This is a genomic window from Diaphorobacter sp. HDW4B (assembly GCF_011305535.1).
Classification (GTDB): domain Bacteria; phylum Pseudomonadota; class Gammaproteobacteria; order Burkholderiales; family Burkholderiaceae_C; genus Diaphorobacter_A.
The window spans coordinates 1,059,501-1,084,084 of record NZ_CP049905.1 but is presented as its reverse complement, the minus strand read 5'-3'; the positions used below and the strand labels follow the sequence as shown (position 1 = coordinate 1,084,084).

Below are 24,584 nucleotides of genomic sequence, written 5' to 3'. Positions count from 1 at the left end.
TGGATCCCCGGAGAAACACATGGCCCGCATCACTGTGGAAGACTGCCTCGAGCAGATCCCCAACCGCTTTCAACTGGTTCTGGCCGCGACCTATCGCGCCCGCATGCTGAGCCAAGGTCACTCGCCCAAAATCGAGAGCCGCAACAAGCCCGCCGTGACCGCGCTGCGCGAAATCGCTGCCGGCAAGGTCGGTCTGGAAATGCTCAAGAAGGTTCCGGGCTGAGCTTCGGCTTTCTCGAACCCTGCCGGGTTGACGGTGTAGGCCGTTGACTGGCAAAAGAAAATTGCGCCGTCTGACGGCGCTTTTTTTTGCCTGAAATATTCTTGGAGAGGTGTGTTGCGGTGTGAGGCAGTTGCGGGCACAGGCCCTGAGACAGCCTGTATCTGTCTAAGACAGCGATTAAGATTTTTTCTCTTGATGCATCTGTTTTTCGCATCAAAATCAATCATTGATGCGCTGGGGCAACGCCGAAAAGCTTCCCGTTCGGGTGAAGGCTGTTTAATATGGGTTTGTTGCACCGCAATAAATACGCTTTCGGGCGGCTTTGCGCAGCAATCAGCTAGGAACGGGAGACTCCCCTGCAAGGACAGGAGTCCCTACGCGGCAACGCAAGTTTCGTAGCGCTTTATAGTCTTACTCTTTTGCACACGCTACATTTGGGGCATGAACGCAGTGTCTAACCAGGCAACCGCTACATCGTCGAACATCAGTCCTCCGATCAAGTCGTCCGGTGGCTCTGGTGCGGCCGCAGCCAACGCGGCAGCGGCAAGCTTTGCTGCGCTTCTGGAAAAGCTGGACTACCTGGATGCATCGAGCATCGAGCAGGTGCGTCAGGCCTATCGTTTTGCTGATCAGGCCCATCTGGGGCAGATGCGCAACAGCGGCGAGCCCTACATCACCCACCCGATTGCCGTGGCCGCGTTGTGCGCGAGCTGGAAGCTCGATGCGCAGGCCCTGAGCGCCGCGCTGCTGCATGACGCCATGGAAGATTGCGGCGTGACCAAGGCCGATCTGGTGGATCGCTTTGGCGCGTCGGTGGCGGAGATGGTTGACGGCCTGACCAAGCTTGACAAGCTGCAGTTCGACACGCGCGAAGAAAATCAGGCCGAGTCGTTTCGCAAGATGTTGCTGGCCATGGCGCGCGATGTGCGCGTCATCCTGATCAAGCTGGCGGACCGCACGCACAACATGCGCACGCTCTCGGACATGCCGCGCTCCAAATGGGGTCGCATCTCGTCCGAGACAATTGAAATCTATGTGCCGATCGCGCATCGTTTGGGTCTGAACCAGACGTTCCGCGAACTGCAGGACCTCTCTTTCCGCCATCTGCATCCATGGCGCTACGCCACGCTGTCCAAGGCGGTGAACAAGGCCCGTGGCCGTCGCCGCGACATGGTGGCCAAGGTGCAGAACGAGATCGATCTCGCGTTCAGCCGCATGGGCATGGCGGTGCGGGTGGCTGGTCGTGAAAAGACCATGTACTCGATCTACGAGAAGATGACGGAAAAGCACCTGAGCTTCGCCAAGGTGACCGACATCTACGGTTTCCGCGTCATCGTGCCCAGCGTGACCGATTGCTATACGGCGATCGGCGTGCTGCACCAGATGTACAAGCCGGTGCCGGGCAAGTTCAAGGACCACATCGCGATTGCCAAGGCCAACGGTTATCAGTCGCTGCACACCACGCTGGTGGGTCCTGCGGGCGTGAACATCGAGTTCCAGATCCGCACCGAAGAAATGAACATTGTGGCCGAGGCGGGCGTCGCTGCGCATTGGCTCTACAAGGAAGTGGGAGGCGCGGGCGCATCATCCGTCGAGCGCATGGGCACGAAGTGGCTGCAGTCGCTGCTCGACATCCAGAACGAAACGCGCGATGCGGCCGAGTTCTGGGACCATGTCCGGGTGGATCTGTTCCCCGACGCCGTCTATGTGTTCACGCCCAAGAGCCAGATCATGGCGCTGCCGCGTGGCGCCACCGTGGTCGACTTTGCCTACGCCGTGCATACCGACGTGGGTGATCACGCGGTCGCGGGCAAGATCAACGGCGAGCAGGTGCCGCTGCGCACCGAGCTGAAAAACGGCGACGTGGTGGAAATCATCTCCATGGCCGATTCGCATCCGAATCCGGCATGGCTGGCATTTGTCCGCACGGGCCGCGCGCGCTCCAAGATTCGCCACTATCTCAAGACGATGGAGCTGACCGAGTCGGCCAGTCTGGGTGAAAAACTGCTCACGCAGGCCGTGCGCGCCGAAGGCATGGAGAACCTGCCCGACGAGGACTCGCAGGCTGCCATCTGGGACAAGCTGTTGCGCTTCACAGGCAGCCGCACGCGCTCCGAGCTGATGACCGACATCGGTCTGGGCAAGCGCGTGGCCAGCATCGTGGCCAAGCGCATGGCGTTGCTGATGTCGGAAGATGGCCAGCGCCCCGATGCGCTGCTGCTGACCCGCGAGCGCTACAGCTCGCACGAGACCATCTCGCAAGGCGGCATCACGCTTGATGGCAGTGAAGGCGCTTCGGTGCAATACGCGCAGTGCTGCCGTCCGGTGCCGGGCGATCCGATCACGGGTTATCTGGGACGCGGCGAAGGTCTGGTGGTGCACAACGTGCGTTGTGCCGTCGCCATGAAGCTGCAGGCCAAGGATGGTGATCGCTTCATCGCCGTGGACTGGGCGGAAGAGCCTTCTCGCGTGTTCGAGACCGGCATCATCGTCACCGTCACCAATGGCAAGGGAGTGCTCGCCCGCGTGGCGGCCGAGCTGGCCAATTCCGAGGCCGACATCGTGCGTGTGGACATGGAAGGCGAGGCGATGGAGGAAACCATCGATCTGCGCTTCCTGATCCAGGTGCGTGACCTGTCGCACCTCGATGCGGTGCTGCGCAATCTGCGGCGCACGCATTCGGTCCTGCGCGTGCTGCGCGAGATTCCGCTCTCATCCTGAAACGGGATTGAGCTTGCTCCTTGCTCCATGAAAAATGCCAGCGCAAATGCTGGCATTTTTGTGGGTGGGACTCGGCTTATTGCTCCGGCGGGTCCGGGTAGCGCACCTCGACGATCTCCAGCGTGCGAATGCCTGCGGGCGTCTGCAGCGTCACCTCATCGCCTTCGCGTGCCTTGACCAGCGCGCGCGCCACGGGCGAGACCCAACTGATCTGTTGCTGCGCGTTGTCTGCTTCATCGATGCCCATGATGGTGACGGTGCGCTCCATGTCGTCCAGATCATCCACGTAGGTGACGGTTGCGCCGAAGAACACCTGATCGCTGCCCTGATGCTTGGATGAATCGACCACTTCGGCGATTTCGAGGCGTTTGGTCAGAAAGCGGATGCGCCGGTCGATCTCGCGCAGGCGCTTCTTGCCGTAGATGTAGTCGCCGTTTTCCGAGCGATCACCATTGCTCGCGGCCCAGTGCACGATGTCCACGACCTGTGGGCGCTCGACATCGATGAGACTCATCAGCTCCGCACGCAGGCGCGCGTAACCGGCGGGTGTGATGTAGTTCTTGCTGCCAGCCGGGATGCCTGCCGTCTGGGGCAGATCATCATCATCATCTCCGTCGGATTCTTTGGTGAAAGCCTTGTTCATGAGCGCAATCTTGCCTCAGAACGGGACGAGGGTACGGCAAGGCCATGCGCGCGCCGCTGAAAAGCGAGGGCTGAAAACGAAAAAGCCTCAGAGCGTTTCCACTCTGAGGCTTGTCGTTTTGGTGCGGCTGGCAGGAATCGAACCCACGACCCCTTGGTTCGTAGCCAAGTACTCTATCCAGCTGAGCTACAGCCGCCAAGCTTTGAATTATAGCATGGCTTTTTTCGATGTTTTGGAAAACTTCCAAAATTTCTCAAAAGGCCCGAAGTTCTTTGTCGTTCGACGAGCACTTCGTTGCTCATTCATGCGTTACCTGCGAGTGTAACCCGAGCAGGCACCTGCATTCGGCAAACCTTGACATTCTCTGTAGAGTCTTTTGTCTCTTTCGGCTTGGGATTCGCTCGAATCGTTCTTTTCAGTCTTGTTCTTGGGTGCTTTCTGCGTGGTACTACCGTCCTTGCTTTTCTTGGCTGCGTGGACATCGGGTGCTGAGCCGAGAAAGAACGTGGCGCCGACAACCAGACCGAGCGTGACGTGAAGAAGATGATTGCGCATGGCTGAATCCCCCTTGTGAGTTGAGTGGATCGCCATCTTTGGCACGGTGCGCCCGTGTCCGGATGAGCCAAGTCAGCGCTTGGCGGATTGCCCTGTGCGGCTGATGTAAAAGGTGCAAAAACCGCTTCGGTTATAATCGTCGGGTTTTGCATGGTGCAGAACGCACGCCGCTGACCCTTCCAGCCAGCAGCGCAAGTAATCAAAGGGCTCTGGTGCTTCGTATTCGATAGCGCCGCGTGAGTTCTATATCAAGGAAAAATCATGATCGCATCTTCCATCAAGGCTGAAGTCGTAAAGGCAAACGCTCGTTCCGCCAACGACACTGGTAGCCCAGAAGTGCAAGTGGCTCTGCTGACTGCACGCATCAACGAACTGACTCCTCACTTCAAGCAACACGCCAAGGACCACCACGGTCGTCGCGGCCTGCTGCGCATGGTGAGCCGTCGTCGCAAGCTGCTCGACTACCTGAAGTCCAAGGACGCAGATCGTTACACCGCGCTGATCGCCAAGCTGGGCCTGCGCAAGTAATCGGTTTAGCATGAGAAAACGCCTGGGTTAGCACGCTAGCTCAGGCGTTTTTTACTTCGGAGAGGCAATAAAGAGCGAAGCTGTGTCATTCCAATGGGCTTGCCGACCCTCGCAAAAGGGCAGGCTCACTGGAATGGCATCGTGTTCTGAATTGCTCTCCACCACAGGCGGGGACTGGTTCTCCGCCACCCACAACAACGAATGGAGTTCATTTCAATGACCATGTTCAACAAAGTGACCAAGAGCTTCCAATGGGGCGACAAGACCGTCGTCATGGAAACCGGTGAAATCGCCCGTCAGGCTTCCGGTGCCGTGCTCGTCAACATCGACGACACCGTGGTGCTGGCAACCGTTGTTGGTTCCAAGAACGCCAAGGCCGGTCAGGATTTCTTCCCGCTGACCGTGGACTACATTGAGAAGACATACGCCGCAGGCAAGATCCCCGGCAGCTTCTTCAAGCGCGAAGCCAAGCCCAGCGAACTCGAAACGCTGACCAGCCGCCTGATCGACCGTCCGATCCGTCCACTGTTCCCGGAAGGTTTCTACAACGAAGTGCACGTGGTCATCCACACCATTTCGCTGAATCCTGAAGTCGACGCCGACATCGCCGCGATGATCGCCGTGTCCGCTGCTCTGTCGATCTCCGGCATTCCGTTCAACGGTCCTATCGGTGCAGCCCGCGTGGGTTACATCAACGGCGAATACGTGCTGAACCCAGGTCAGACTGCCCGCAAGGATTCGCAGATGGACCTGATCGTGGCCGGTACTGAAGCCGCCGTGCTGATGGTTGAGTCCGAAGCGCAGCAACTGCCTGAAGAAGTGATGCTGGGCGCCGTGGTGTTCGGTCACGACCAGGGCAAGATCGCCATCAACGCGATCCACGAACTGGTGCGCGACGCTGGCAAGCCCGTGTGGGACTGGCAAGCTCCTGCCAAGGACGAGCCGTTCATCGCCAAGGTCAACGCACTGGCTGAAGACAAGCTGCGCGCGGCCTATCAGATCCGCTCCAAGCAAGCCCGTACGCAAGCTCTGCGCGAAGCTTCGGCTTCCGTGCTGGCTGCGCTCAAGGCCGAAGGCGCTGAATTCGACGCGGTGAAGGTTGAAGGCCTGTTGTTCGAAATCGAAGCCAAGATCGTTCGCAGCCAGATTCTGGCCGGCGAGCCACGCATCGACGGTCGCGACACACGCACCGTGCGTCCTATCGAAATCCGCAACTCCGTGCTGCCACGCACGCACGGTTCGGCGCTGTTCACACGTGGTGAAACCCAAGCTCTGGTGATCTCCACACTGGGCACCGAGCGCGACGCGCAGCGCATCGACGCGCTGGCCGGCGAGTTCGAAGACCGCTTCATTTTCCACTACAACATGCCTCCCTTTGCCACCGGCGAAGTGGGCCGCATGGGCTCGACCAAGCGCCGCGAAATCGGCCACGGCCGTCTGGCCAAGCGCGCACTGATCGCCGTGTTGCCGACCAAGGAAGAATTCCCCTACACGATCCGTGTGGTGTCGGAAATCACTGAATCGAACGGTTCTTCGTCGATGGCTTCGGTCTGCGGCGGCTGCCTGTCGATGATGGACGCTGGCGTTCCGATGAAGGCACACGTGGCGGGTATCGCCATGGGTCTGATCAAGGAAGACAACCGCTTCGCCGTGCTGACCGACATTCTGGGTGACGAAGATCATCTGGGCGACATGGACTTCAAGGTGGCCGGCACCACCAACGGTATCACCGCGCTGCAGATGGACATCAAGATCCAGGGCATCACCAAGGAAATCATGCAAGTCGCTCTGGCGCAGGCCAAGGAAGCGCGCATGCACATCCTGGGCAAGATGCAAGAAGCGATGGGCGAAGCCAAGACCGAAGTGTCGAACTTCGCTCCCAAGCTCTACACCATGAAGATCAACCCCGAGAAGATCCGTGACGTGATCGGCAAGGGCGGCGCCACCATCCGTGCGCTGACCGAAGAAACCGGCACGCAGATCAACATCGAGGAAGACGGCACCATCACCATCGCCGCCACAGACGGCGCGAAGGCAGATGAGGCCAAGCGCCGCATCGAGCAGATCACTGCGGAAGTGGAAATCGGCAAGGTCTACGAAGGCCCGGTCACCAAGATTCTCGACTTCGGCGCGCTGATCAACCTGCTGCCAGGCAAGGACGGTCTGCTGCACATCTCCCAGATCGCTCACGAGCGCGTGGAGAAGGTGTCCGACTATCTGCAAGAAGGCCAGATCGTAAAGGTCAAGGTTCTGGAAACCGACGAAAAGGGTCGCGTCAAGCTGTCGATGAAGGCGCTGCTGGATCGTCCTGCTGGTGACAGCGGCCGTCCCGCTCCTCAAGAGCGTGGTGACCGTGGCGATCGCGGTGACCGTGGTGGCGAGCGCCGCGAACGTCGCGATGACCGCGGCGAGCGTCGTGAAAACCGCGACGACCAACAACAGCAGCAACAGCAATAAGCTGTGAGGGCCGGTGCCGTCAGTCTTTGGGGACTGGCGGCATGTTTCGTTTCAGGAGGAGTGTGCGGGCAATGGGTGTCTGTGCTCCTCCTGCGGGTCCGGATGCCGGACGCCAAAACCTTGGATCGTTGAAGGATGACGTCGACAATGCGTGCCGTGGAGATCACGGCATTTGGTCCGCCCGAGGGGCTGAAAATCTGTGAACGCCCGGTGCCTCAAGCTGGCAAGGGCGAAGTGCTGATTCGCGTGCGCGCGAGCGGCATCAATCGTCCGGACGTGCTGCAGCGCAAGGGTGCGTATGCGCCGCCCGCTGGTGCTTCGGATCTGCCGGGGCTGGAGGTGGCGGGTGTCGTCGAGGCGGGTGACGCCGGGGCGATGAAGGTTGCTGGCATCCAGGTCGGTGACCGCGTCTGCGCGCTGATTGCCGGTGGCGGCTATGCCGAATATTGCGTGGCGCCAGTCGTGCAATGCCTGCCGGTGCCCGAAGGTTTCAGTGACATCGAGGCGGCATCGCTGCCCGAGACGTTCTTCACCGTGTGGAGCAATGTGTTTGACCGTGGCCATCTGCAGGCGGGCGAGACGTTGTTGATCCAGGGTGGCAGCAGCGGCATCGGCGTGACGGCGATCCAACTCGGCAAAGCCTTCGGCGCGACGGTGATCGTGACCGCTGGCTCCGACGAAAAATACCAGAACTGCCTTGAACTCGGTGCGGATCACGCGATCAACTACAAGACGCAGGACTTCGTGGCCGAGGCGCGCCGCATCACGGGTGACAAGGGTGTGGACGTCGTGCTCGATATGGTGGCTGGTTCGTACGTCGCACGCGAGGTGGAGTGCCTCGCGGAAGACGGGCGCATCGTCATCATCGCGGTACAAGGTGGTGTGAAGGCCGAGGTCAATGCGGGCCTGGTGCTGCGCAAGCGACTGACGATCACGGGCTCCACGTTGCGCCCGCGTTCGGAAGCGTTCAAGGGTGCGATTGCGAAGGCGTTGCGTGAAAAGGTTTGGCCGCTGCTTGCTTCCGGCAAGGTGCGTCCGGTGATTCACAGCACCTTCGCGGCCGAAGAGGCGGCCAAGGCGCACGAGCTCATGGAATCCAATCAACATACAGGCAAGATCGTTCTGACTTGGGGCATATGAACAACAAGAAACTCATCGCCGGAAACTGGAAAATGAATGGCAGCCTGGCTGCCAATGCCGCGTTGCTGAGCGCGCTGCGTGACGGTGTCGGCGCGCGTGCGCGTTGCGACATCGCCGTGGCCGTGCCTGCGCCATACCTCGCGCAAGTGCAGCAACTCGTTGCCAATTCGCCGATTGCTCTGGCTGCGCAGGATGTGTCGGCCCATGAATCCGGCGCGTACACCGGCGAGATGTCGGTGGGCATGCTCAAGGAATTCGGTACACGCTACGTGCTGGTCGGTCACTCGGAGCGCCGCCAGTACCATGGCGAAACCGATGCCATCGTCGGTGCCAAGGCGCAGCGTGCACTGGCTGCGGGCATCACGCCCATCGTGTGTGTGGGCGAGACGCTCGCCGAGCGCGAAGACGGCAAGACCGAAGCGGTGGTCAAGCGCCAACTGGCGGCTGCGATCCACTCGGTCACGCACTGCGTGAGCGAAATCATCGTGGCCTATGAGCCAGTCTGGGCCATCGGCACCGGCAAGACGGCCACGCCCGAGCAGGCTCAGCAAGTGCATGCCGTGCTGCGTGCGCAGCTTGCGGCGGCCTCGCAAAAAGCGGCGGGCATCAAGCTGCTGTACGGCGGCAGCATGAATGCGGCCAATGCGGCGGAGCTGCTGGCTCAGCCTGATATCGATGGAGGTCTGGTGGGTGGCGCTTCGCTGAAGGCTGCCGACTTCCTGCAAATCATTTCTGCAGCCCAGTAAGCGCGGCTGCCTCGTCTCGAATCAATTAGGAGTGTGAACATGGCAATGGTTGTCAATATTATTCTGGCGGTGCAGATCCTGTCCGCGTTGGGCATGATCGGTCTGATCCTCATGCAGCACGGCAAGGGCGCCGACATGGGTGCGGCCTTCGGCAGCGGCAGTTCCGGCAGCCTGTTCGGTGCATCCGGCAGTGCCAACTTCCTGTCGCGCATGACAGCAGGCCTGGCCACTGTGTTCTTCGTGACCACGCTGGCACTGGCTTATTTCGGCAATGTGCGTCCCACCAGCACGGGCAGTGTTCTGGAAGGCCCGGCCGCTTCGGTTCCTGTTGCACCAGCAAGCACTGCATCCGCAGCCGCTTCCGATGTGGCGACTCCTGCTGCTGTGTCGGCTTCCGGCGCTGCTGAAATTCCGAAGAACTAAAAAGCTGAGAAATTTCTACCGACTTTGGTGTGACAGGGTTTTTCCGGGGTAGAATCTCGTTCTGTCTGGAAAGCCAAACAAACTTGTTGAGACAAGTTCCTCATGCCATCCGGACACAGTCAAAAGCCGTCGTGGTGAAATTGGTAGACACGCTATCTTGAGGGGGTAGTGGCGAAAGCTGTGCGAGTTCGAGTCTCGCCGACGGCACCAATACACAAAGACCAATCCCGGGCTTGTTCAAGCAAGCAACAAGCCCGGGTCCTGGCCTTCTGCGGTGAGCCTCCGATGAACCTCGATCAATACCTCCCCGTCCTCTTGTTCATCCTGGTGGGGATCGGCGTAGGCGTCGTACCTCTGGTGCTGGGATACATCCTGGGCCCCAATCGCCCGGACGCGGCAAAAAACTCCCCTTACGAATGCGGCTTTGAGGCCTTTGATGACGCTCGAATGAAGTTCGATGTGCGTTACTACCTCGTTGCCATTCTCTTCATCCTGTTCGATCTGGAAATCGCCTTCCTCTTCCCGTGGGCGGTGACTCTGCAAGACGTCGGCATGACAGGATTTGTGGCAGTGCTGGTCTTCTTGGCCATTCTGGTCGTGGGCTTCGCCTACGAGTGGAAAAAGGGCGCCCTTGACTGGGAATAACCGGTCGCAACAAGGACAAACACGATGATTGAAGGTGTGATGAGCAAAGGCTTCGTCACCACGAGCTACGACTCTGTGGTGAACTGGGCCAAGACCGGATCGATTTGGCCGATGACCTTTGGTCTGGCCTGTTGTGCGGTGGAGATGATGCATGCGGCCGCTGCGCGTTACGACATCGGTCGCTTCGGCGCCGAAGTGTTCCGCGCCAGCCCACGTCACTCCGATCTGATGATTGTGGCCGGCACTCTGTGCAACAAGATGGCTCCGGCCATGCGCAAGGTGTACGACCAGATGTCCGAGCCGCGCTGGGTGATCTCCATGGGTTCGTGCGCGAACGGTGGCGGTTATTACCACTACAGCTATTCCGTGGTGCGCGGTTGCGATCGCATCGTGCCGGTGGACGTGTATGTGCCTGGTTGCCCTCCGACCGCCGAAGCGCTGATCTACGGCATCATCCAGCTGCAGCAGAAGATTCGCCGCACGCACACCATCGCTCGCGTCTGAAGAGGTGAACATGACTGTCAATGCAATTCACCCCGAAGTCCTGAAGGGCAACCTCGCAGCCGTGCTCGGCGACAAGGTGCGTTCCGTGACTGTGGCGCTCGACGAAGTGACGATCGAAGTGCCTGCCGCCAACTATGTGGACGTCATGCGCCTGTTGCACGACGCTCCTGGCTGCAAGTTCGAAGTGCTGCTGGACCTGTGCGGCGTTGATTACTCCGCCTACGCTGGCGTCGGCACCGACGGCCCACGTTTTGCCGTGGTCTCGCACCTGCTGTCGATCAGCCTGAACCAGCGCGTGCGCGTTCGCGTGTTCTGCGCGGATGACGATTTCCCCGTGCTGCCCACGCTGTCCGAAATCTGGAGCGCGGCCAACTGGTTCGAGCGCGAAGCATTCGATCTGTTCGGCATCGTATTCGATGGCCACGACGATCTGCGCCGCATTCTGACCGACTACGGCTTCATCGGTCACCCGTTCCGCAAGGACTTCCCGCTCTCCGGTCATGTCGAAATGCGTTACGACGCCGAGGCTGCCCGTGTCGTGTACCAACCGGTCACCATCGAGCCCCGCGAGATCACGCCGCGCATCATCCGGGAAGACAAATACGGAGGCCTGCACTGAGAGGCGCCTTAGGCGCCTTTTTGACGGAAGAACATGGCTGAAATCAAGAACTATTCCCTGAACTTTGGTCCGCAGCATCCGGCCGCGCACGGTGTGCTGCGCTTGGTGCTGGAGCTGGACGGCGAAGTCGTGCAACGTGCCGACCCTCACATCGGTCTGCTGCACCGCGCCACTGAAAAGCTCGCCGAGAGCAAGACCTACATCCAGTCGCTGCCCTACATGGACCGACTGGATTACTGCTCGATGATGTGCAACGAGCACGCTTACTGCTTGGCCATCGAGAAGCTGCTTGGCATCGAAGTGCCGATCCGCGCGCAGTACATCCGCGTGATGTACTCCGAAATCACCCGCATCATGAATCACCTGATGTGGCTGGGTTCGTCGGGCAACGACGCGGGCAGCTCCACCATCCTGATCTACTCGTTCCGCGAACGTGAAGACCTGATGGACATGTACGAAGCCGTGTCCGGCGCGCGCATGCATGCGGCTTACTTTCGTCCGGGTGGCGTGTACCGCGATCTGCCGGAATCGATGCCTCAGTACAAGGCAAGCAAGATCCGCAACGCCCGCGCCATCGAAGAGATCAACAAGAACCGTCAAGGCACGCTGCTCGATTTCATCGACGACTTCACGGCACGCTTCCCCAAGAATTGCGACGAGTACGAAACACTGCTCACCGACAACCGCATCTGGAAGCAGCGCAACGTCGACATCGGCGTGGTGACCGCAGAGCGCGCCATGAACCTCGGCCTGACTGGCCCGATGCTGCGTGCATCCGGTGTGGCCTGGGACATGCGCAAGACGCAGCCCTACGAAGTCTATGACCGCATGGATTTCGACGTGCCAGTGGGCACCAAGGGCGACTGCTACGACCGCTATCTGGTGCGCGTGGCCGAAATGCGCGAATCGAACCGCATCGTCAAGCAGTGTGTGGACTGGCTCAAGGCCAACCCGGGTCCGGTCATCACTGAAAATCACAAGATTGCACCGCCAGATCGTGAAGGCATGAAGAGCAACATGGAGGACCTGATCCACCATTTCAAGCTCTTCACCGAAGGTTTCCACGTGCCGGAAGGCGAAGCCTACGCATCCGTCGAGCACCCCAAGGGCGAGTTCGGCATTTACCTGATCAGCGACGGGGCCAACAAGCCTTATCGCCTGAAGATCCGTCCACCAGGATTCGCACATCTGTCCGCCATGGACGAGCTGTGCCGCGGCCACATGCTGGCCGATGCTGTGATGGTGCTGAGCACCCTGGACATCGTGTTTGGAGACGTTGACCGATGATTACCGAAGCGACCAAAGAACGCTTTGCGCGTGAGGTGGCCAAGTACCCGGCTGACCAGAAGCAGTCCGCCGTCATGGCGTGCCTGTCCATCGTCCAGCAGGAACAGGGCTGGGTGAGTGCCGAGAGCGAGGCCGTGATTGCCGAAGTTCTGGGCATGCCCGAGATCGCGGTGCACGAAGTCACCACGTTCTACAACATGTACAACCAGCAACCCGTTGGCAAGTACAAGCTGAACGTCTGCACCAATCTGCCTTGCCAGCTGCGCGACGGCTACAAGGCGCTGCACCACCTTGAGCACAAGCTGGGCATCAAGATGGGCCAGACCACAACTGACGGCATGTTCACGCTGCAGCAATCGGAATGCCTCGGCGCGTGCGCCGATTCGCCCGTGATGCTGGTGAACGACCGCTGCATGTGCAGCTTCATGAGCAACGAAAAGCTCGACGAACTGATCGACGGCCTCAAGGCTGCGGAGGGCAAGGCATGATGAATGCAGCAGCCAATGCAGTGCTGGAAAAGTTCGCCGCCACGGGCGTCGAAACCTGCTTCCACGACCGCCACATCAATCCGCAGATCTACGCCGATCTGAACGGCAGCAACTGGTCCATCAAGGACTACGAAGCACGCGGTGGCTATGTGGCCCTGCGCAAGCTTCTGGGCAAGGATGGCGGCGAAGGTCTGACGCAAGACCAGGTGATCGCCACCATGAAGGAAAGCGGCCTGCGTGGTCGCGGCGGCGCTGGCTTCCCCACGGGTCTGAAGTGGAGCTTCATGCCCCGCAACTTCCCCGGTCAGAAGCACCTCGTCTGCAATTCCGACGAAGGCGAGCCAGGCACCTGCAAGGACCGCGACATCCTGATGTTCAACCCCCACATCGTCATCGAAGGCATGATCATTGCCGCGTATGCGATGGGCATCTCGGTGGGTTACAACTACATCCACGGTGAAATTTTCCAGGTGTATGACCGCTTCGAAGCGGCTCTGGAAGAAGCCCGTGCCGCCGGTTATCTGGGCGACAACATCATGGGCAGCAGCTTCAGCTTCCAGCTGCACGCGCACCATGGTTTCGGCGCCTACATCTGCGGCGAAGAAACGGCTCTGCTCGAATCGCTCGAAGGCAAGAAGGGCCAACCGCGCTTCAAGCCACCGTTCCCGGCCAGCTTCGGCCTGTACGGCAAGCCCACCACCATCAACAACACCGAAACATTCGCAGCTGTGCCATGGATCATCCGCAACGGTGGTCAGGCCTACCTCGAATGCGGCAAGCCCAACAACGGCGGCACCAAGATCTTCTCGGTGAGTGGTGACGTCAACATGCCCGGCAACTTCGAAGTGCCGCTGGGCACGCCTTTCAGCAAGCTGCTCGAGTTGGCTGGCGGTGTGCGCACAGGTCGCAAGCTCAAAGCGGTGATCCCCGGTGGATCGTCGTCGCCCGTGCTGCCTGCTGACATCATGATGCAATGCACGATGGACTACGATTCCATCTCCAAGGCTGGCTCGATGTTGGGCTCGGGCGCTGTGATCGTGATGGACGACTCGCGCGACATGGTCGAGAGCCTGCTGCGTCTGTCGTACTTCTATTCCCACGAATCGTGCGGACAGTGCACGCCTTGCCGCGAAGGCACGGGCTGGCTGTGGCGCGTGGTCAATCGCATTCAGCACGGCGAAGGCCGTCCGGAAGATATCGAATTGCTGGATTCGGTGTCCCTGAACATCATGGGCCGCACGATCTGTGCGCTGGGCGATGCGGCAGCGATGCCGGTTCGCGCCATGATCAAGCACTTCCGTCACGAGTTTGAAGCGAAGATCCAGAACGCTTCCAAGCAGGCTGCCTGAAGCCGCCGGATCGCGAGAAAAGCATATGGTTGAAATTGAACTGGACGGTAAGAAGGTAGAGATAACGGAAGGCAGCATGGTCATGCATGCAGCCGAGAAAGCCGGTACCTACATTCCTCACTTCTGCTACCACAAGAAGCTGTCCATTGCGGCCAACTGCCGCATGTGCCTTGTGGATGTTGAAAAGGCTCCCAAGCCGATGCCCGCCTGCGCCACGCCCGTGACGCAGGGCATGATCGTTCGCACCAAGAGCGACAAGGCCATCAAGGCCCAGCAATCGGTGATGGAATTCCTGCTGATCAATCACCCGCTGGATTGCCCGATCTGCGATCAGGGCGGCGAGTGCCAGCTGCAGGATTTGGCGGTCGGCTACGGCGGTTCTTCTTCGCGCTACGAAGAAGAAAAGCGCGTCGTGCCCGTCAAGGACGTGGGCCCGCTGATTTCCATGCAGGAAATGACCCGCTGCATCCACTGCACACGCTGCGTGCGCTTTGGTCAGGAAGTCGCCGGCGTGATGGAACTCGGCATGATCCATCGCGGCGAACACTCCGAAATCACCACGGTGGTGGGCGATACGGTGGACTCCGAACTCTCGGGCAACATGATCGACATCTGCCCGGTCGGCGCGCTCACCAGCAAGCCTTTCCGCTACAGCGCCCGTACTTGGGAACTGTCGCGCCGCAAGTCGGTTTCTCCGCACGACTCCACGGGCTCCAACCTGATCGTTCAGGTCAAGAACCACAAGGTCATGCGCGTCGTTCCACTTGAGAACGAAGAAGTCAACGAATGCTGGATTGCCGACCGTGACCGCTTCTCCTACGAAGCTCTCAACGGTGCCGACCGCCTCACCAAGCCCATGCTCAAGCAGGGCGGCGAGTGGAAGGAAGTCGACTGGCAGACTGCCCTCGAATACGTGGCCAACGGCCTGCGCGGCATCAAGAACGACCATGGTGCCAAGAGCATCGGCGCTCTGGTGAGCCCGCACAGCACGCTGGAAGAGCTGTATCTGGCCGATGCTCTCGTGCGTGGCGTGGGCAGCGACAACATCGACCATCGTCTGCGCAACGCCGAATTCGCCAAGAGCGAAGGCGTGCAATGGCTGGGCACTTCGATCGCTTCGTTGTCCACCCTGCAATCGGTGCTGGTCGTCGGCTCCAACCTGCGCAAGGACCATCCGCTGTTCGCACAGCGCATTCGTCAGGCCACCCGCAAGGGCTGCGCGGTCAACGCCATCAACGCCACCGTGTACGACTGGGCCATGCCCGTGTCGCAAGCCATCGTCGCTCCGTCCGCTCTGTGGACCGACGCGCTGGCGCAAGTGGTTGCCGCCGTCGCCGCTGAAAAGTCCATGCCGACTCCGGTCGCCGTGGACAGCGTGAGCGAAGGCGCCCGTGCCGTGGCCGCTTCGCTGCTGTCCGGCGAGCGCAAGGCGATTCTGCTGGGCAACGCTGCCGCTCACCACGCCAATGCCTCCAACCTGCTGGCTCTGGCCAAGTGGATTGGCGAGCAGACCGGCGCTTCCGTCGGTTATCTGACCGAAGCCGCCAACACCGTGGGCGCGCAATGGGTCAAGGCCCAGCCACAGCAAGACGGTCTGAATGCAGGCCAGATGCTGCAAGGCGCTTTGAAGGCCGTGCTGCTGCTGAACACCGAGCCTGAATTCGACTCCGCCGCCGGTGCTGCTGCCAAGGCCGGTCTGAACAACGCGCAAATGGTCGTGACCATGAGCCCGTTCAAGACCAACATGGACTTCAGCGACGTGCTGCTGCCGATCGCGCCGTTCAGCGAAACCGCTGGCACGTTCGTGAACGCGGAAGGCCGCGTGCAGAGCTTCCATGCCGTGGTCAAGCCTGCTGGCGAAGCCCGTCCTGCATGGAAGGTGCTGCGCGTGCTGGGCAACCTGATGGGCCTGGCCGACATGAACTACGAGACCTCGCAAGACGTTCTCACCCGCATCACCGGCAAGCAAGCTGGCGAAGTGGTGCAGGTTCCTGCCGAGCTGCTGAACAACGCGACTTCCGCATCGCTGCAAGCTGCCAACGCAGCCGCTGGCGAGCCTTGCGTTGCAAGCATCTACCAACTGGACAGCCTGGTGCGCCGCGCGCCTTCGCTGCAACTGACTGCTGACGGTCGCGCAGCACTGAAGGGAGCCGCGCAATGATCGACGCAATCTACAACGGCGGCCTGAATGCCATTCAGGCGGGCTGGTGGATGACCGTGGTGTGGCCAGTGCTCTGGATCCTCATCAAGATCGTCTGCATCGTCGCTCCGCTGATGGGCGCCGTGGCTTACCTCACGCTGTGGGAGCGCAAGCTGCTGGGCTTCATGCAGATCCGCTTCGGCCCCAACCGCGTGGGCCCCATGGGTCTGCTGCAGCCTCTGGCCGACGGCCTGAAGCTGATGACCAAGGAACTGATTCAGCCGACCGCTGCTGCCAAGGGCCTGTTCTATCTGGGCCCACTGATGGCGATCATGCCGGCGCTGGCCGCATGGGTGGCGATTCCTTTCGCTCCCGATGTCGCTCTGGCCAACGTGAACGCTGGCCTGCTGCTGATCATGGCGATCACGTCGATCGAAGTCTACGGCGTGATCATCGCTGGCTGGTCTTCGAACTCCAAGTACGCTTTCCTCGGTGCGCTGCGTGCTTCCGCACAGATGGTGTCCTACGAAATCGCCATGGGCTTCTGCTTCCTGGTGGTGATCATGGTGTCCGGTTCGATGAACCTGACCGAGATCGTTGCAGGTCAAGCCAAGGGCGTCGCATTTGATGGCTTCTTTGCGGGTACTTTTGTCTCGTGGAACTGGCTGCCGCTACTGCCGATCTTCATCGTCTATCTGATCTCGTCCGTCGCTGAAACCAACCGCCACCCATTTGACGTGGTGGAAGGCGAAGCGGAAATCGTGGCCGGTCACATGGTCGAATACTCGGGCATGGGCTTCGCGGTGTTCTTCTTGGCCGAATACGCCAGCATGTGGCTGGTGTCGATTCTGGCCGTGATCATGTTCCTCGGCGGCTGGTTGCCACCGTTCGACTTCCTCGGCTTCATCCCCGGCTGGATCTGGCTGGCGATCAAGACCTTCCTCGTGGTGTCCATGTTCATCTGGATCCGCGCTACCTTCCCGCGCTTCCGCTATGACCAGATCATGCGTTTGGGCTGGAAGATCTTCATCCCGGTGACTCTGATCTGGCTGCTCGTGATTGCTGCCTGGTTGCTGTCGCCCTGGAACATCTGGAAATAAGCGGGGACAAGAATGACTACCGTGACTGCTCCTGCGTCTAATTTCTCCATCAAGGATTTCTTCAAGAGCTTCATGCTCTGGGAACTCGCCAAGGGCATGGCCCTGACGGGCCGCTACACCTTCCGTCGCAAGATCACGGTGCAGTTCCCTGAAGAAAAGACGCCACTCTCGCCACGTTTTCGTGGTCTGCACGCGCTGCGCCGTTACGACAACGGCGAAGAGCGCTGCATCGCCTGCAAGCTGTGCGAAGCCGTTTGCCCGGCGATGGCCATCACCATCGAATCGGATGTCCGCGATGACGGCTCGCGCCGCACCACGCGCTACGACATCGATCTGACCAAGTGCATCTTCTGTGGTTTCTGCGAAGAAAGCTGCCCGGTGGACTCCATCGTCGAGACGCACATCTTCGAATACCACGGCGAAAAGCGTGGCGATCTGTACTACACCAAGGACATGCTCCTGGCGGTGGGTGATCGTTATGAAGCCGAAATCGCTGCCAACAAGGCAGCAGATGCCAAGTACCGCTGAAGCGGCTCCTTGATCACAAAAGAAGATTCGATTCATGGACGCCAAAACCGCATTTTTCTACCTGTTCTCGGCAGTGCTGCTTTTTGCAGCCTTCCGAGTGATCACTGCGCGCAACCCAGTTCACGCCGTGCTCAATCTGATTCTGGCCTTCTCGCAAGCTGCCGCCATCTGGCTGCTGCTCAAGGCTGAATTCCTCGGCATCACGCTGGTGCTCGTGTACCTCGGCGCCGTGATGGTGCTGTTCCTGTTCGTGGTGATGATGCTGGACATCAACATCGATACCGTGCGGCAGGGCTTCTGGCGGCATTTCCCGCTGGCCGCTTTCATCGGCGCGCTGATCGCGTTTGAAATGGGGGCAGTGCTCATGTCCGGTTTCCGCGGCATGGAAGAGCCCAAGGCAGCCGCTGTGGTGCTGGATGCCGCAGGCAAGGTGATTCCTTATTCGAACACCAAGGAACTGGGCAAGCTGCTGTACTCCGAGTACCTGTACCCGATTGAAATTGCTGCCGTGATCCTGCTGGTCGCGATGATTGCCGCCATTGCCCTGACCCTGCGTCAACGCAAGGACAGCAAGGCCACCAGCGCTTCCGAGCAGATCCGCGTTCGTGCTTCCGATCGTCTGAAGATCGTGAAGATGGACGTTGTGCAAAAGGCTGTCGCACCTGCTGCGCCAGAAGCTGAACCCGCAGCAGAGGAGAAGAAATAATGACTTTGACGTTGGGTCACTTTCTGGCACTGGGCGCAATGCTGTTCGCCATGTCGGTGGTGGGCATTTTCCTCAATCGCAAGAACCTCATCGTTCTGCTGATGGCCATCGAGCTGATGCTCCTGGCCGTCAATATGAATTTCGTCGCGTTCTCCCATTACCTCGGCGACATGCATGGCCAGGTATTCGTGTTCTTCATCCTGACTGTGGCTGCCGCGGAGTCGGCCATCGGTCTGGCGATTCTGGTGCTGCTGTTCCGCAACAACCGCAACATCAACGCTGAAGAGCTCGACACCCTCAAGGGTTGAGGCGCATAACAAAGGTTCTGAAGAATGAGTCAAACCCTTAATGCATCAATGCTGCTGGCAGTGCCCTTGGCACCGCTGGTCGGCTCAGCCTTGGCGGGTATCTGGGGCACCGCCTTTGGTGGCAACAAGATCGGCCGTACCGGCAGCAGTTCGCTGACGATTCTGGGCGTTCTGCTTTCCTTCCTGCTGTCCGCTTTCGTGTTCAAGCAGGTCGTCTTTGAAGGCGCCACATTCAACCAGACCATCTACACCTGGATGCAGGTCGGTGGCCTGAAGATGGAAATCGGTTTTCTGATCGACAGCATCACCGCGATGATGATGTGCGTGGTGACCTTCGTGTCGCTGATGGTTCACATCTACACCATGGGCTACATGGCGGAAGACGAAGGTTACGACCGCTTCTTCTCGTACATCTCGCTGTTCACCTTCTCCATGCTGATGCTGGTGATGGCGAACAACCTGCTGCAGCTGTTCTTCGGCTGGGAAGCCGTGGGTCTGGTGTCGTACCTGCTGATCGGTTTCTACTTCAAGAAGGAAACCGCGATCTTCGCCAACATGAAGGCGTTCCTGGTCAACCGCGTGGGTGACTTCGGCTTCATTCTCGGCATCGGTCTGATCGCCGCCTACACCGGTACGCTGAACTACTCGGAAATCTTCGCCAAGCTGCCTGAGCTGCAGAACACGACCCTGCCTGGCACAGGTTGGCTGCTGGTCACGGTGACTGCCATCTGCCTGTTCGTGGGCGCGATGGGCAAGTCGGCGCAGTTCCCGCTGCATGCATGGCTGCCTGATTCGATGGAAGGCCCAACCCCCATCTCCGCGCTGATTCACGCGGCGACGATGGTGACCGCCGGTATCTTCATGGTCTCGCGTATGTCGCCGCTGTTCGAAATGTCGGATGTGGCGCTGAACCTGATCCTGATCATCGGCTCGATCACCGCGCTGTTCATGGGTATCCTGGGCATCATCCAGAACGACATCAAGCGCGTGATCGCATACTCCACGCTGTCGCAGCTGGGTTACATGACCATCGCTCTGGGCGTGTCGGCCTACTCGGTCTCCGTGTTCCACCTGATGACGCACGCGTTCTTCAAGGCACTGCTGTTCCTTGGTGCCGGTTCCGTCATCATGGGCATGCACCACAATCAGGACATCCGCTGGATGGGCGGCGTGCGCAAGTACATGCCCATCACCTGGATCACCTTCCTGCTGGGCAACCTGGCGCTGATCGGTACACCGTTCTTCTCGGGCTTCTACTCGAAGGACGCGATCATCGAAGCCGTTCACGCTTCCAACCTGCCGGCTGCTGGCTTCGCCAACTTCGCCGTGCTGGCTGGCGTGTTCATCACTGCGTTCTATTCGTTCCGTCTGTACTTCATCGTGTTCCACGGTAAAGAGCGCTACGACCAGAACCCCGATGCGCACCACGATGACCATCACGCACATGACGACCACCACGGCCATGGCCATGATGCCAAGCCGCACGAGTCGCCTGCTGTGGTGACGCTGCCGCTGATTCTGTTGGCCATTCCTTCGGTGGTGATCGGTGCGATCGCACTGGCTCCGATGGTGCTGGGCGACTTCTTCAAGGGCGTGATCTTCGTGGACGGCACCAAGCACCACGCGATGGCCGAGCTCAAGGAAGACATTCACGACTGGGTTTCCATGGCGCTGCACGGTTTCACCGCTGCTCCGTTCTGGCTGGCTCTGGCGGGTGTTGTGGTTGCGTTCGTGTTCTACATGGTCAAGCCTGAAATTCCTGCCGCAATCATGGCCTTCTCCAAGAAGATCGGCCTGTATCAAGTGCTGGAAGGCAAGTACGGCGTGGACTGGGTGTATGAAAACATCTTCGCTCGCGGTGCGCGTGCGTTCGGCACCTTCTTCTGGAAGGTCGGCGATCAGGCGATCATCGATGGCGCCATCGTCAATGGCTCCTGGAAGCTCACGGGCAAGCTGGGTCAACTGGTTCGTCGCTGGCAGACTGGTTATCTCTACCACTATGCGTTGGTCATGATCCTCGGTGTGTTCGCACTGATGACGTACTTCGTGTGGCTCAACAAGTAAGGTAGGAGAAAAGAAAAATGGGATTGTTGAGTCTTGCAATCTGGGCACCGATCGCCTTTGGCGTTCTGCTGCTCTTCTTCGGTCGCGACAGCCAGGCACCGATGGTGCGCTGGATCGCGCTGATCGGCGCACTGGTCGGACTGGCAGTCACGCTGCCTCTGTTCAGTGGTTTCGACAACACGACTGCCGCCGCGCAGTTCGTTGAAAAGGCCATGTGGATCGAGCGCTTCAACGTGCACTACCACCTGGGTGTGGACGGTCTGAGCTTCTGGTTCGTTCCGCTGACCGCCTTCATCACCGTGATCGTGGTGATCGCCTCGTGGGAAAACATCACCGAGCGCGTGAACCAGTACTTCGCCGCGTTCCTGATCCTCTCGGGCATCATGATCGGCGTGTTCACCGCGCTGGACGGCATTCTGTTCTACGTGTTCTTCGAAGCCACGCTGATCCCGATGTACCTGATCATCGGTATCTGGGGCGGCCCGAACCGCATCTACGCCGCGTTCAAGTTCTTCCTGTACACGCTGTTCGGCTCGCTCTTGATGCTGATCGCGCTGATCTACCTGTACAACGCTTCGGGCGGCAGCTTCGACATCGCCACATGGCACGCACTGCCGCTGTCGGCCACGGCACAGACACTGCTGTTCTTCGCCTTCTTCGCAGCATTCGCCGTGAAGGTGCCGATGTTCCCGGTGCACACCTGGCTGCCGGACGTTCACGTGGAAGCGCCAACCGGCGGCTCTGCCGTGCTGGCCGCGATCATGCTGAAGCTGGGTGCCTACGGCTTCCTGCGCTTCTCGCTGCCGATCGCTCCTGACGCTGCCCGCGAATGGGCATGGCTGATGATCACCCTGTCGCTCGTCGCCGTGATCTACGTCGGCGTGGTGGCTCTGGTCCAGCGCGACATGAAGAAGCTGGTGGCTTACTCGTCAGTGGCTCACATGGGCTTCGTGACGCTGGGCTTCTTCATCTTCAACAACCTCGGCATCTCCGGCGGCATCGTGCAGATGATTGCCCACGGTTTCGTGTCGGGCGCGATGTTCCTGTGCATCGGCGTGCTGTACGACCGCGTTCACTCGCGTGAAATTTCGGCCTACGGCGGCGTGGTCAACACCATGCCCAAGTTCGCTGCCTTCGCGCTGCTGTTCGCCATGGCCAACTGCGGTCTGCCAGCCACTGCCGGTTTCGTCGGCGAATGGATGGTGATTCTGGGTGCCGTGCAATACAACTTCTGGATCGGTCTCGGTTCCGCAACTGCTCTGATCTTCGGCGCTGCCTACACCCTGTGGATGTACAAGCGCGTGTATCTGGGCCCGGTTGCCAACGAACATGTGGCCGAGCTCAAGGACATCGGCTGCCGCGAGTTCCTCGTGCTGGCGATTCTGGCGATTGCCGTGCTGTACATGGGTCTGTATCCGAAGCCATTCACTGACGTGATGGACGTTTCGGTTGCCGAGCTGATCAAGCACGTGGCGCAGTCGAAACTGAACTGACCAGACTGGATTGAGAGATAAGAAATGATTGACAACATCAGCTGGCTGGCAATTTATCCAGAGATCGTCCTTCTGGTCATGGCCTGCGTGATCGCGCTGGTCGACCTGGGCGTGAAGAGCAAGGGTCGCACGCCGACCTATATCCTCACACTGCTCACGCTGCTCGTCGTGGCCGTGCTCGAAGCCATGTACGCCCGCAACGGCACCACGTTCTACGGCTGGGGCAACATGGTCGTCAGCGACGCCATGGGCAGCTGGCTCAAGTGCTTCGCTGCCGTGGCGATGATGGTGACCATGGTCTATGGCCGCCCCTACGCCGCCGACCGCGACATGCTGCGCGGTGGCGAAATGTTCACGCTGTCGCTGCTTGCGCTGCTGGGCATGTATGTGATGATCGGCGCCAACAACTTCCTGGTCATCTATCTGGGCCTCGAACTGCTGACCCTCGCCAGCTACGCGCTGGTGGCTCTGCGCCGCGACCACTCGCAATCGGTCGAAGCCGCCATGAAATATTTCGTGCTCGGCGCGATGGCATCGGGCTTCCTGCTCTATGGTCTGTCGATGATCTACGGCGCCACCGGTTCGCTCGACATCGGTCAGGTGTTCCAGGCGATCAACGGCGGTCAGATCCGTCACCAGGTTTTGGTGTTCGGTACCGTGTTCGTGGTGGCTGGTCTGGGCTTCAAGCTCGGCGTCGTGCCTTTCCACATGTGGGTGCCTGACGTCTACCAGGGTGCGCCTACCTCGATCACGCTGATGATCGGTAGCGCTCCCAAGCTCGCCGCTTTCGGCATGACCATGCGTCTCTTGGTCGACGGCCTGCTGCCGCTCGCCTTCGACTGGCAACAGATGCTGATGGTGATGGCGGTCGCTTCGCTGCTGATCGGCAATCTGGCCGGTCTGCTGCAGACCAACATCAAGCGCATGCTGGCCTACTCGACCATCTCGCAGATGGGTTTCGTGCTGCTCGGCCTGATGTCCGGTGTGATCCACGGCAACGTGGACGCCAACGCCGTCGAGAACGCCTACAGCGCCTCCATGTTCTACGTGGTGACCTATGTGCTGACCACCCTGGCCGCCTTCGGCGTGATCCTGCTGCTGGCACGTGACGGTTTCGAAAGCGAAGAAATCTCCGATCTCGCCGGTCTGAACCAACGCAGCCCGCTGTACGCTGGCGTGATGGCGATCTGCCTGTTCTCCATGGCCGGTATTCCTCCGCTGGTGGGCTTCTACGCCAAGCTGTCGGTGCTGCAAGCACTGGTGTCGTCGGGTCAAACCTCGCACATCGCGCTGGCTGTGTTCGCGGTGATCATGTCGCTGATCGGTGCGTTCTACTACCTGCGCGTTGTGAAGGTCATGTACTTCGACAAGCCGCTGACCGCCACCACCGTGTCCGCTCCGCTGGACGTGCGCACCGTGCTCACGCTCAACGCTGCAGCGCTGCTGGTGCTGGGTCTGCTGCCTGGCGGTCTGATGAGTCTGTGCGCCGACGCCATCGTGCGTGCACTGGCAACCTGATCGATCATCGATCTGACGAAAAAGAAAAGAAGGAAGAGGCCGCATGTCACAGACCGCTGCGATCTGGCTCGTGATTCTGGCGGCGTTCGCCGCCGCCAACTGGCCCTTCCTCTCTCAGCGCCTCATGCTCGTGGGGCCGCTTCCCAAGGACAAAGGTGCAAAGCCTTTCGCCGTTCGCTTGCTCGAACTGGTGGTCCTGTATCTCATCGTCGGCGCCATCGCCATGCTGCTCGAGCGCCGCGCCGGGCAGAACGCTCCCCAAGGCTGGGAGTTCTATGCCATCACCGGCACGCTGTTCCTCACGCTCGCATTCCCGGGCTTCGTGTACCGCTATTTGATGCGTCGCCGCGGCTGACGCGTTTGGCGCTACCATGCGCCTCTTGATGACATTCGCGTGAA

The 24,584-nt window shown here is 59.9% G+C and carries 23 protein-coding genes and 2 tRNA genes; 23 read left to right on the top strand and 2 right to left on the bottom strand.

The window, feature by feature from the left end:
• The first annotated feature begins 19 nt into the window (after positions 1-19).
• Both rpoZ and G7048_RS05155 read left to right on the top strand, forming a co-directional pair.
• Positions 20-223 carry a DNA-directed RNA polymerase subunit omega gene (gene rpoZ, locus G7048_RS05160; protein ID WP_166067109.1) on the top strand — a complete coding sequence of 68 codons (204 nt, stop codon included), beginning with the start codon at positions 20-22 and terminating at the stop codon, positions 221-223.
• Positions 224-664: 441 nt separating this feature from the next.
• Positions 665-2,944, top strand: coding sequence for a bifunctional (p)ppGpp synthetase/guanosine-3',5'-bis(diphosphate) 3'-pyrophosphohydrolase (locus G7048_RS05155; RefSeq protein WP_166067108.1), 2,280 nt, complete (start codon positions 665-667; stop codon positions 2,942-2,944).
• 76 nt (positions 2,945-3,020) lie between these two features.
• Here G7048_RS05155 and greB read toward each other — a convergent pair whose 3' ends face one another.
• The gene (greB, locus tag G7048_RS05150; RefSeq protein WP_166067107.1) at positions 3,021-3,587 is read right to left on the bottom strand and encodes a transcription elongation factor GreB; all 567 of its coding nucleotides are present in this window, start codon (positions 3,585-3,587) and stop codon (positions 3,021-3,023) included.
• A gap of 119 nt (positions 3,588-3,706) precedes the next feature.
• A tRNA-Arg gene (locus G7048_RS05145) sits at positions 3,707-3,783 on the bottom strand.
• A 620-nt stretch (positions 3,784-4,403) separates the two neighbouring features.
• Here G7048_RS05145 and rpsO point away from each other — a divergent pair.
• The 21 genes from rpsO (at position 4,404) to G7048_RS05040 (ending at position 24,540) form a co-directional block, all read left to right on the top strand.
• The gene (gene rpsO / locus G7048_RS05140; protein WP_166067106.1) at positions 4,404-4,670 is read left to right on the top strand and encodes a 30S ribosomal protein S15; all 267 of its coding nucleotides are present in this window, start codon (positions 4,404-4,406) and stop codon (positions 4,668-4,670) included.
• Between the two features lie 216 nt (positions 4,671-4,886).
• Positions 4,887-7,127 (top strand): polyribonucleotide nucleotidyltransferase, encoded by a 2,241-nt coding sequence (gene pnp / locus G7048_RS05135; RefSeq protein ID WP_166067105.1) that lies wholly within the window; start codon positions 4,887-4,889, stop codon positions 7,125-7,127.
• Positions 7,128-7,262: 135 nt separating this feature from the next.
• The gene (locus tag G7048_RS05130) at positions 7,263-8,267 is read left to right on the top strand and encodes an NAD(P)H-quinone oxidoreductase (protein ID WP_205750337.1); all 1,005 of its coding nucleotides are present in this window, start codon (positions 7,263-7,265) and stop codon (positions 8,265-8,267) included.
• A complete protein-coding gene (gene tpiA, locus G7048_RS05125) occupies positions 8,264-9,013 on the top strand; it encodes a triose-phosphate isomerase (protein WP_166067104.1) in 750 nt (249 codons plus the stop codon). Before G7048_RS05130 ends, tpiA begins: the two co-directional genes overlap by 4 nt.
• 39 nt (positions 9,014-9,052) lie before the next feature.
• Complete coding sequence (gene secG / locus G7048_RS05120; RefSeq protein ID WP_166067103.1) at positions 9,053-9,436, top strand: preprotein translocase subunit SecG; 384 nt, start codon at positions 9,053-9,055, stop codon at positions 9,434-9,436.
• A 125-nt stretch (positions 9,437-9,561) separates the two neighbouring features.
• Positions 9,562-9,646 (top strand) — tRNA-Leu (locus G7048_RS05115).
• A gap of 75 nt (positions 9,647-9,721) precedes the next feature.
• On the top strand, positions 9,722-10,081 hold the full coding sequence (locus G7048_RS05110) for an NADH-quinone oxidoreductase subunit A (protein ID WP_166067102.1): 360 nt from the start codon (positions 9,722-9,724) through the stop codon (positions 10,079-10,081).
• A gap of 24 nt (positions 10,082-10,105) precedes the next feature.
• Positions 10,106-10,585, top strand: coding sequence for an NADH-quinone oxidoreductase subunit B family protein (locus tag G7048_RS05105; RefSeq protein WP_166067101.1), 480 nt, complete (start codon positions 10,106-10,108; stop codon positions 10,583-10,585).
• Positions 10,586-10,595: 10 nt separating this feature from the next.
• A complete protein-coding gene (locus G7048_RS05100; RefSeq protein ID WP_166067100.1) occupies positions 10,596-11,204 on the top strand; it encodes an NADH-quinone oxidoreductase subunit C in 609 nt (202 codons plus the stop codon).
• Positions 11,205-11,237: 33 nt separating this feature from the next.
• Positions 11,238-12,491, top strand: a complete 1,254-nt coding sequence (locus G7048_RS05095) for an NADH-quinone oxidoreductase subunit D (protein ID WP_166067099.1) — start codon at positions 11,238-11,240, stop codon at positions 12,489-12,491.
• A complete protein-coding gene (gene nuoE, locus G7048_RS05090; protein WP_166067098.1) occupies positions 12,488-12,979 on the top strand; it encodes an NADH-quinone oxidoreductase subunit NuoE in 492 nt (163 codons plus the stop codon). The genes G7048_RS05095 and nuoE overlap by 4 nt, the downstream gene beginning before the upstream one ends.
• Positions 12,979-14,328 (top strand): NADH-quinone oxidoreductase subunit NuoF, encoded by a 1,350-nt coding sequence (nuoF, locus tag G7048_RS05085; protein ID WP_166070806.1) that lies wholly within the window; start codon positions 12,979-12,981, stop codon positions 14,326-14,328. The genes nuoE and nuoF overlap by 1 nt, the downstream gene beginning before the upstream one ends.
• A gap of 25 nt (positions 14,329-14,353) precedes the next feature.
• On the top strand, positions 14,354-16,489 hold the full coding sequence (nuoG, locus tag G7048_RS05080) for an NADH-quinone oxidoreductase subunit NuoG (protein ID WP_166067097.1): 2,136 nt from the start codon (positions 14,354-14,356) through the stop codon (positions 16,487-16,489).
• The gene (gene nuoH, locus G7048_RS05075) at positions 16,486-17,568 is read left to right on the top strand and encodes an NADH-quinone oxidoreductase subunit NuoH (protein ID WP_166067096.1); all 1,083 of its coding nucleotides are present in this window, start codon (positions 16,486-16,488) and stop codon (positions 17,566-17,568) included. The genes nuoG and nuoH overlap by 4 nt, the downstream gene beginning before the upstream one ends.
• Positions 17,569-17,580: 12 nt before the next feature.
• Complete coding sequence (gene nuoI, locus G7048_RS05070) at positions 17,581-18,096, top strand: NADH-quinone oxidoreductase subunit NuoI (protein WP_166067095.1); 516 nt, start codon at positions 17,581-17,583, stop codon at positions 18,094-18,096.
• Positions 18,097-18,130: 34 nt separating this feature from the next.
• Positions 18,131-18,802, top strand: a complete 672-nt coding sequence (locus tag G7048_RS05065) for an NADH-quinone oxidoreductase subunit J (protein WP_166067094.1) — start codon at positions 18,131-18,133, stop codon at positions 18,800-18,802.
• A complete protein-coding gene (gene nuoK, locus G7048_RS05060; protein WP_166067093.1) occupies positions 18,802-19,110 on the top strand; it encodes an NADH-quinone oxidoreductase subunit NuoK in 309 nt (102 codons plus the stop codon). The genes G7048_RS05065 and nuoK overlap by 1 nt, the downstream gene beginning before the upstream one ends.
• Positions 19,111-19,134: 24 nt before the next feature.
• Positions 19,135-21,174 (top strand): NADH-quinone oxidoreductase subunit L, encoded by a 2,040-nt coding sequence (nuoL, locus tag G7048_RS05055; protein WP_205750336.1) that lies wholly within the window; start codon positions 19,135-19,137, stop codon positions 21,172-21,174.
• 17 nt (positions 21,175-21,191) lie between these two features.
• Positions 21,192-22,667, top strand: a complete 1,476-nt coding sequence (locus tag G7048_RS05050) for an NADH-quinone oxidoreductase subunit M (RefSeq protein WP_166067092.1) — start codon at positions 21,192-21,194, stop codon at positions 22,665-22,667.
• Positions 22,668-22,691: 24 nt separating this feature from the next.
• Complete coding sequence (nuoN, locus tag G7048_RS05045; RefSeq protein WP_166067091.1) at positions 22,692-24,185, top strand: NADH-quinone oxidoreductase subunit NuoN; 1,494 nt, start codon at positions 22,692-22,694, stop codon at positions 24,183-24,185.
• Positions 24,186-24,228: 43 nt separating this feature from the next.
• On the top strand, positions 24,229-24,540 hold the full coding sequence (locus G7048_RS05040; RefSeq protein ID WP_166067089.1) for a DUF2818 family protein: 312 nt from the start codon (positions 24,229-24,231) through the stop codon (positions 24,538-24,540).
• The last annotated feature ends 44 nt before the right edge of the window (positions 24,541-24,584 follow it).

Bases quoted from the DNA above. Each gene is read 5' to 3' on its own strand.
- tpiA (WP_166067104.1), top strand. From the start codon at position 8,264: ATGAACAACAAGAAACTCATCGCCGGAAACTGGAAAATGAATGGCAGC.
- G7048_RS05155 (WP_166067108.1), top strand. From the start codon at position 665: ATGAACGCAGTGTCTAACCAGGCAACCGCTACATCGTCGAACATCAGT.
- nuoI (WP_166067095.1), top strand. From the start codon at position 17,581: ATGACTACCGTGACTGCTCCTGCGTCTAATTTCTCCATCAAGGATTTC.
- pnp (WP_166067105.1), top strand. From the start codon at position 4,887: ATGACCATGTTCAACAAAGTGACCAAGAGCTTCCAATGGGGCGACAAG.
- G7048_RS05095 (WP_166067099.1), top strand. From the start codon at position 11,238: ATGGCTGAAATCAAGAACTATTCCCTGAACTTTGGTCCGCAGCATCCG.
- rpoZ (WP_166067109.1), top strand. From the start codon at position 20: ATGGCCCGCATCACTGTGGAAGACTGCCTCGAGCAGATCCCCAACCGC.
- nuoG (WP_166067097.1), top strand. From the start codon at position 14,354: ATGGTTGAAATTGAACTGGACGGTAAGAAGGTAGAGATAACGGAAGGC.
- nuoN (WP_166067091.1), top strand. From the start codon at position 22,692: ATGATTGACAACATCAGCTGGCTGGCAATTTATCCAGAGATCGTCCTT.
- nuoK (WP_166067093.1), top strand. From the start codon at position 18,802: ATGACTTTGACGTTGGGTCACTTTCTGGCACTGGGCGCAATGCTGTTC.
- G7048_RS05130 (WP_205750337.1), top strand. From the start codon at position 7,263: ATGACGTCGACAATGCGTGCCGTGGAGATCACGGCATTTGGTCCGCCC.
- secG (WP_166067103.1), top strand. From the start codon at position 9,053: ATGGCAATGGTTGTCAATATTATTCTGGCGGTGCAGATCCTGTCCGCG.
- G7048_RS05105 (WP_166067101.1), top strand. From the start codon at position 10,106: ATGATTGAAGGTGTGATGAGCAAAGGCTTCGTCACCACGAGCTACGAC.
- nuoL (WP_205750336.1), top strand. From the start codon at position 19,135: ATGAGTCAAACCCTTAATGCATCAATGCTGCTGGCAGTGCCCTTGGCA.
- nuoE (WP_166067098.1), top strand. From the start codon at position 12,488: ATGATTACCGAAGCGACCAAAGAACGCTTTGCGCGTGAGGTGGCCAAG.
- G7048_RS05050 (WP_166067092.1), top strand. From the start codon at position 21,192: ATGGGATTGTTGAGTCTTGCAATCTGGGCACCGATCGCCTTTGGCGTT.
- nuoF (WP_166070806.1), top strand. From the start codon at position 12,979: ATGAATGCAGCAGCCAATGCAGTGCTGGAAAAGTTCGCCGCCACGGGC.
- G7048_RS05100 (WP_166067100.1), top strand. From the start codon at position 10,596: ATGACTGTCAATGCAATTCACCCCGAAGTCCTGAAGGGCAACCTCGCA.
- nuoH (WP_166067096.1), top strand. From the start codon at position 16,486: ATGATCGACGCAATCTACAACGGCGGCCTGAATGCCATTCAGGCGGGC.
- rpsO (WP_166067106.1), top strand. From the start codon at position 4,404: ATGATCGCATCTTCCATCAAGGCTGAAGTCGTAAAGGCAAACGCTCGT.
- G7048_RS05065 (WP_166067094.1), top strand. From the start codon at position 18,131: ATGGACGCCAAAACCGCATTTTTCTACCTGTTCTCGGCAGTGCTGCTT.
- greB (WP_166067107.1), bottom strand. From the start codon at position 3,587: ATGAACAAGGCTTTCACCAAAGAATCCGACGGAGATGATGATGATGAT.
- G7048_RS05110 (WP_166067102.1), top strand. From the start codon at position 9,722: ATGAACCTCGATCAATACCTCCCCGTCCTCTTGTTCATCCTGGTGGGG.
- G7048_RS05040 (WP_166067089.1), top strand. From the start codon at position 24,229: ATGTCACAGACCGCTGCGATCTGGCTCGTGATTCTGGCGGCGTTCGCC.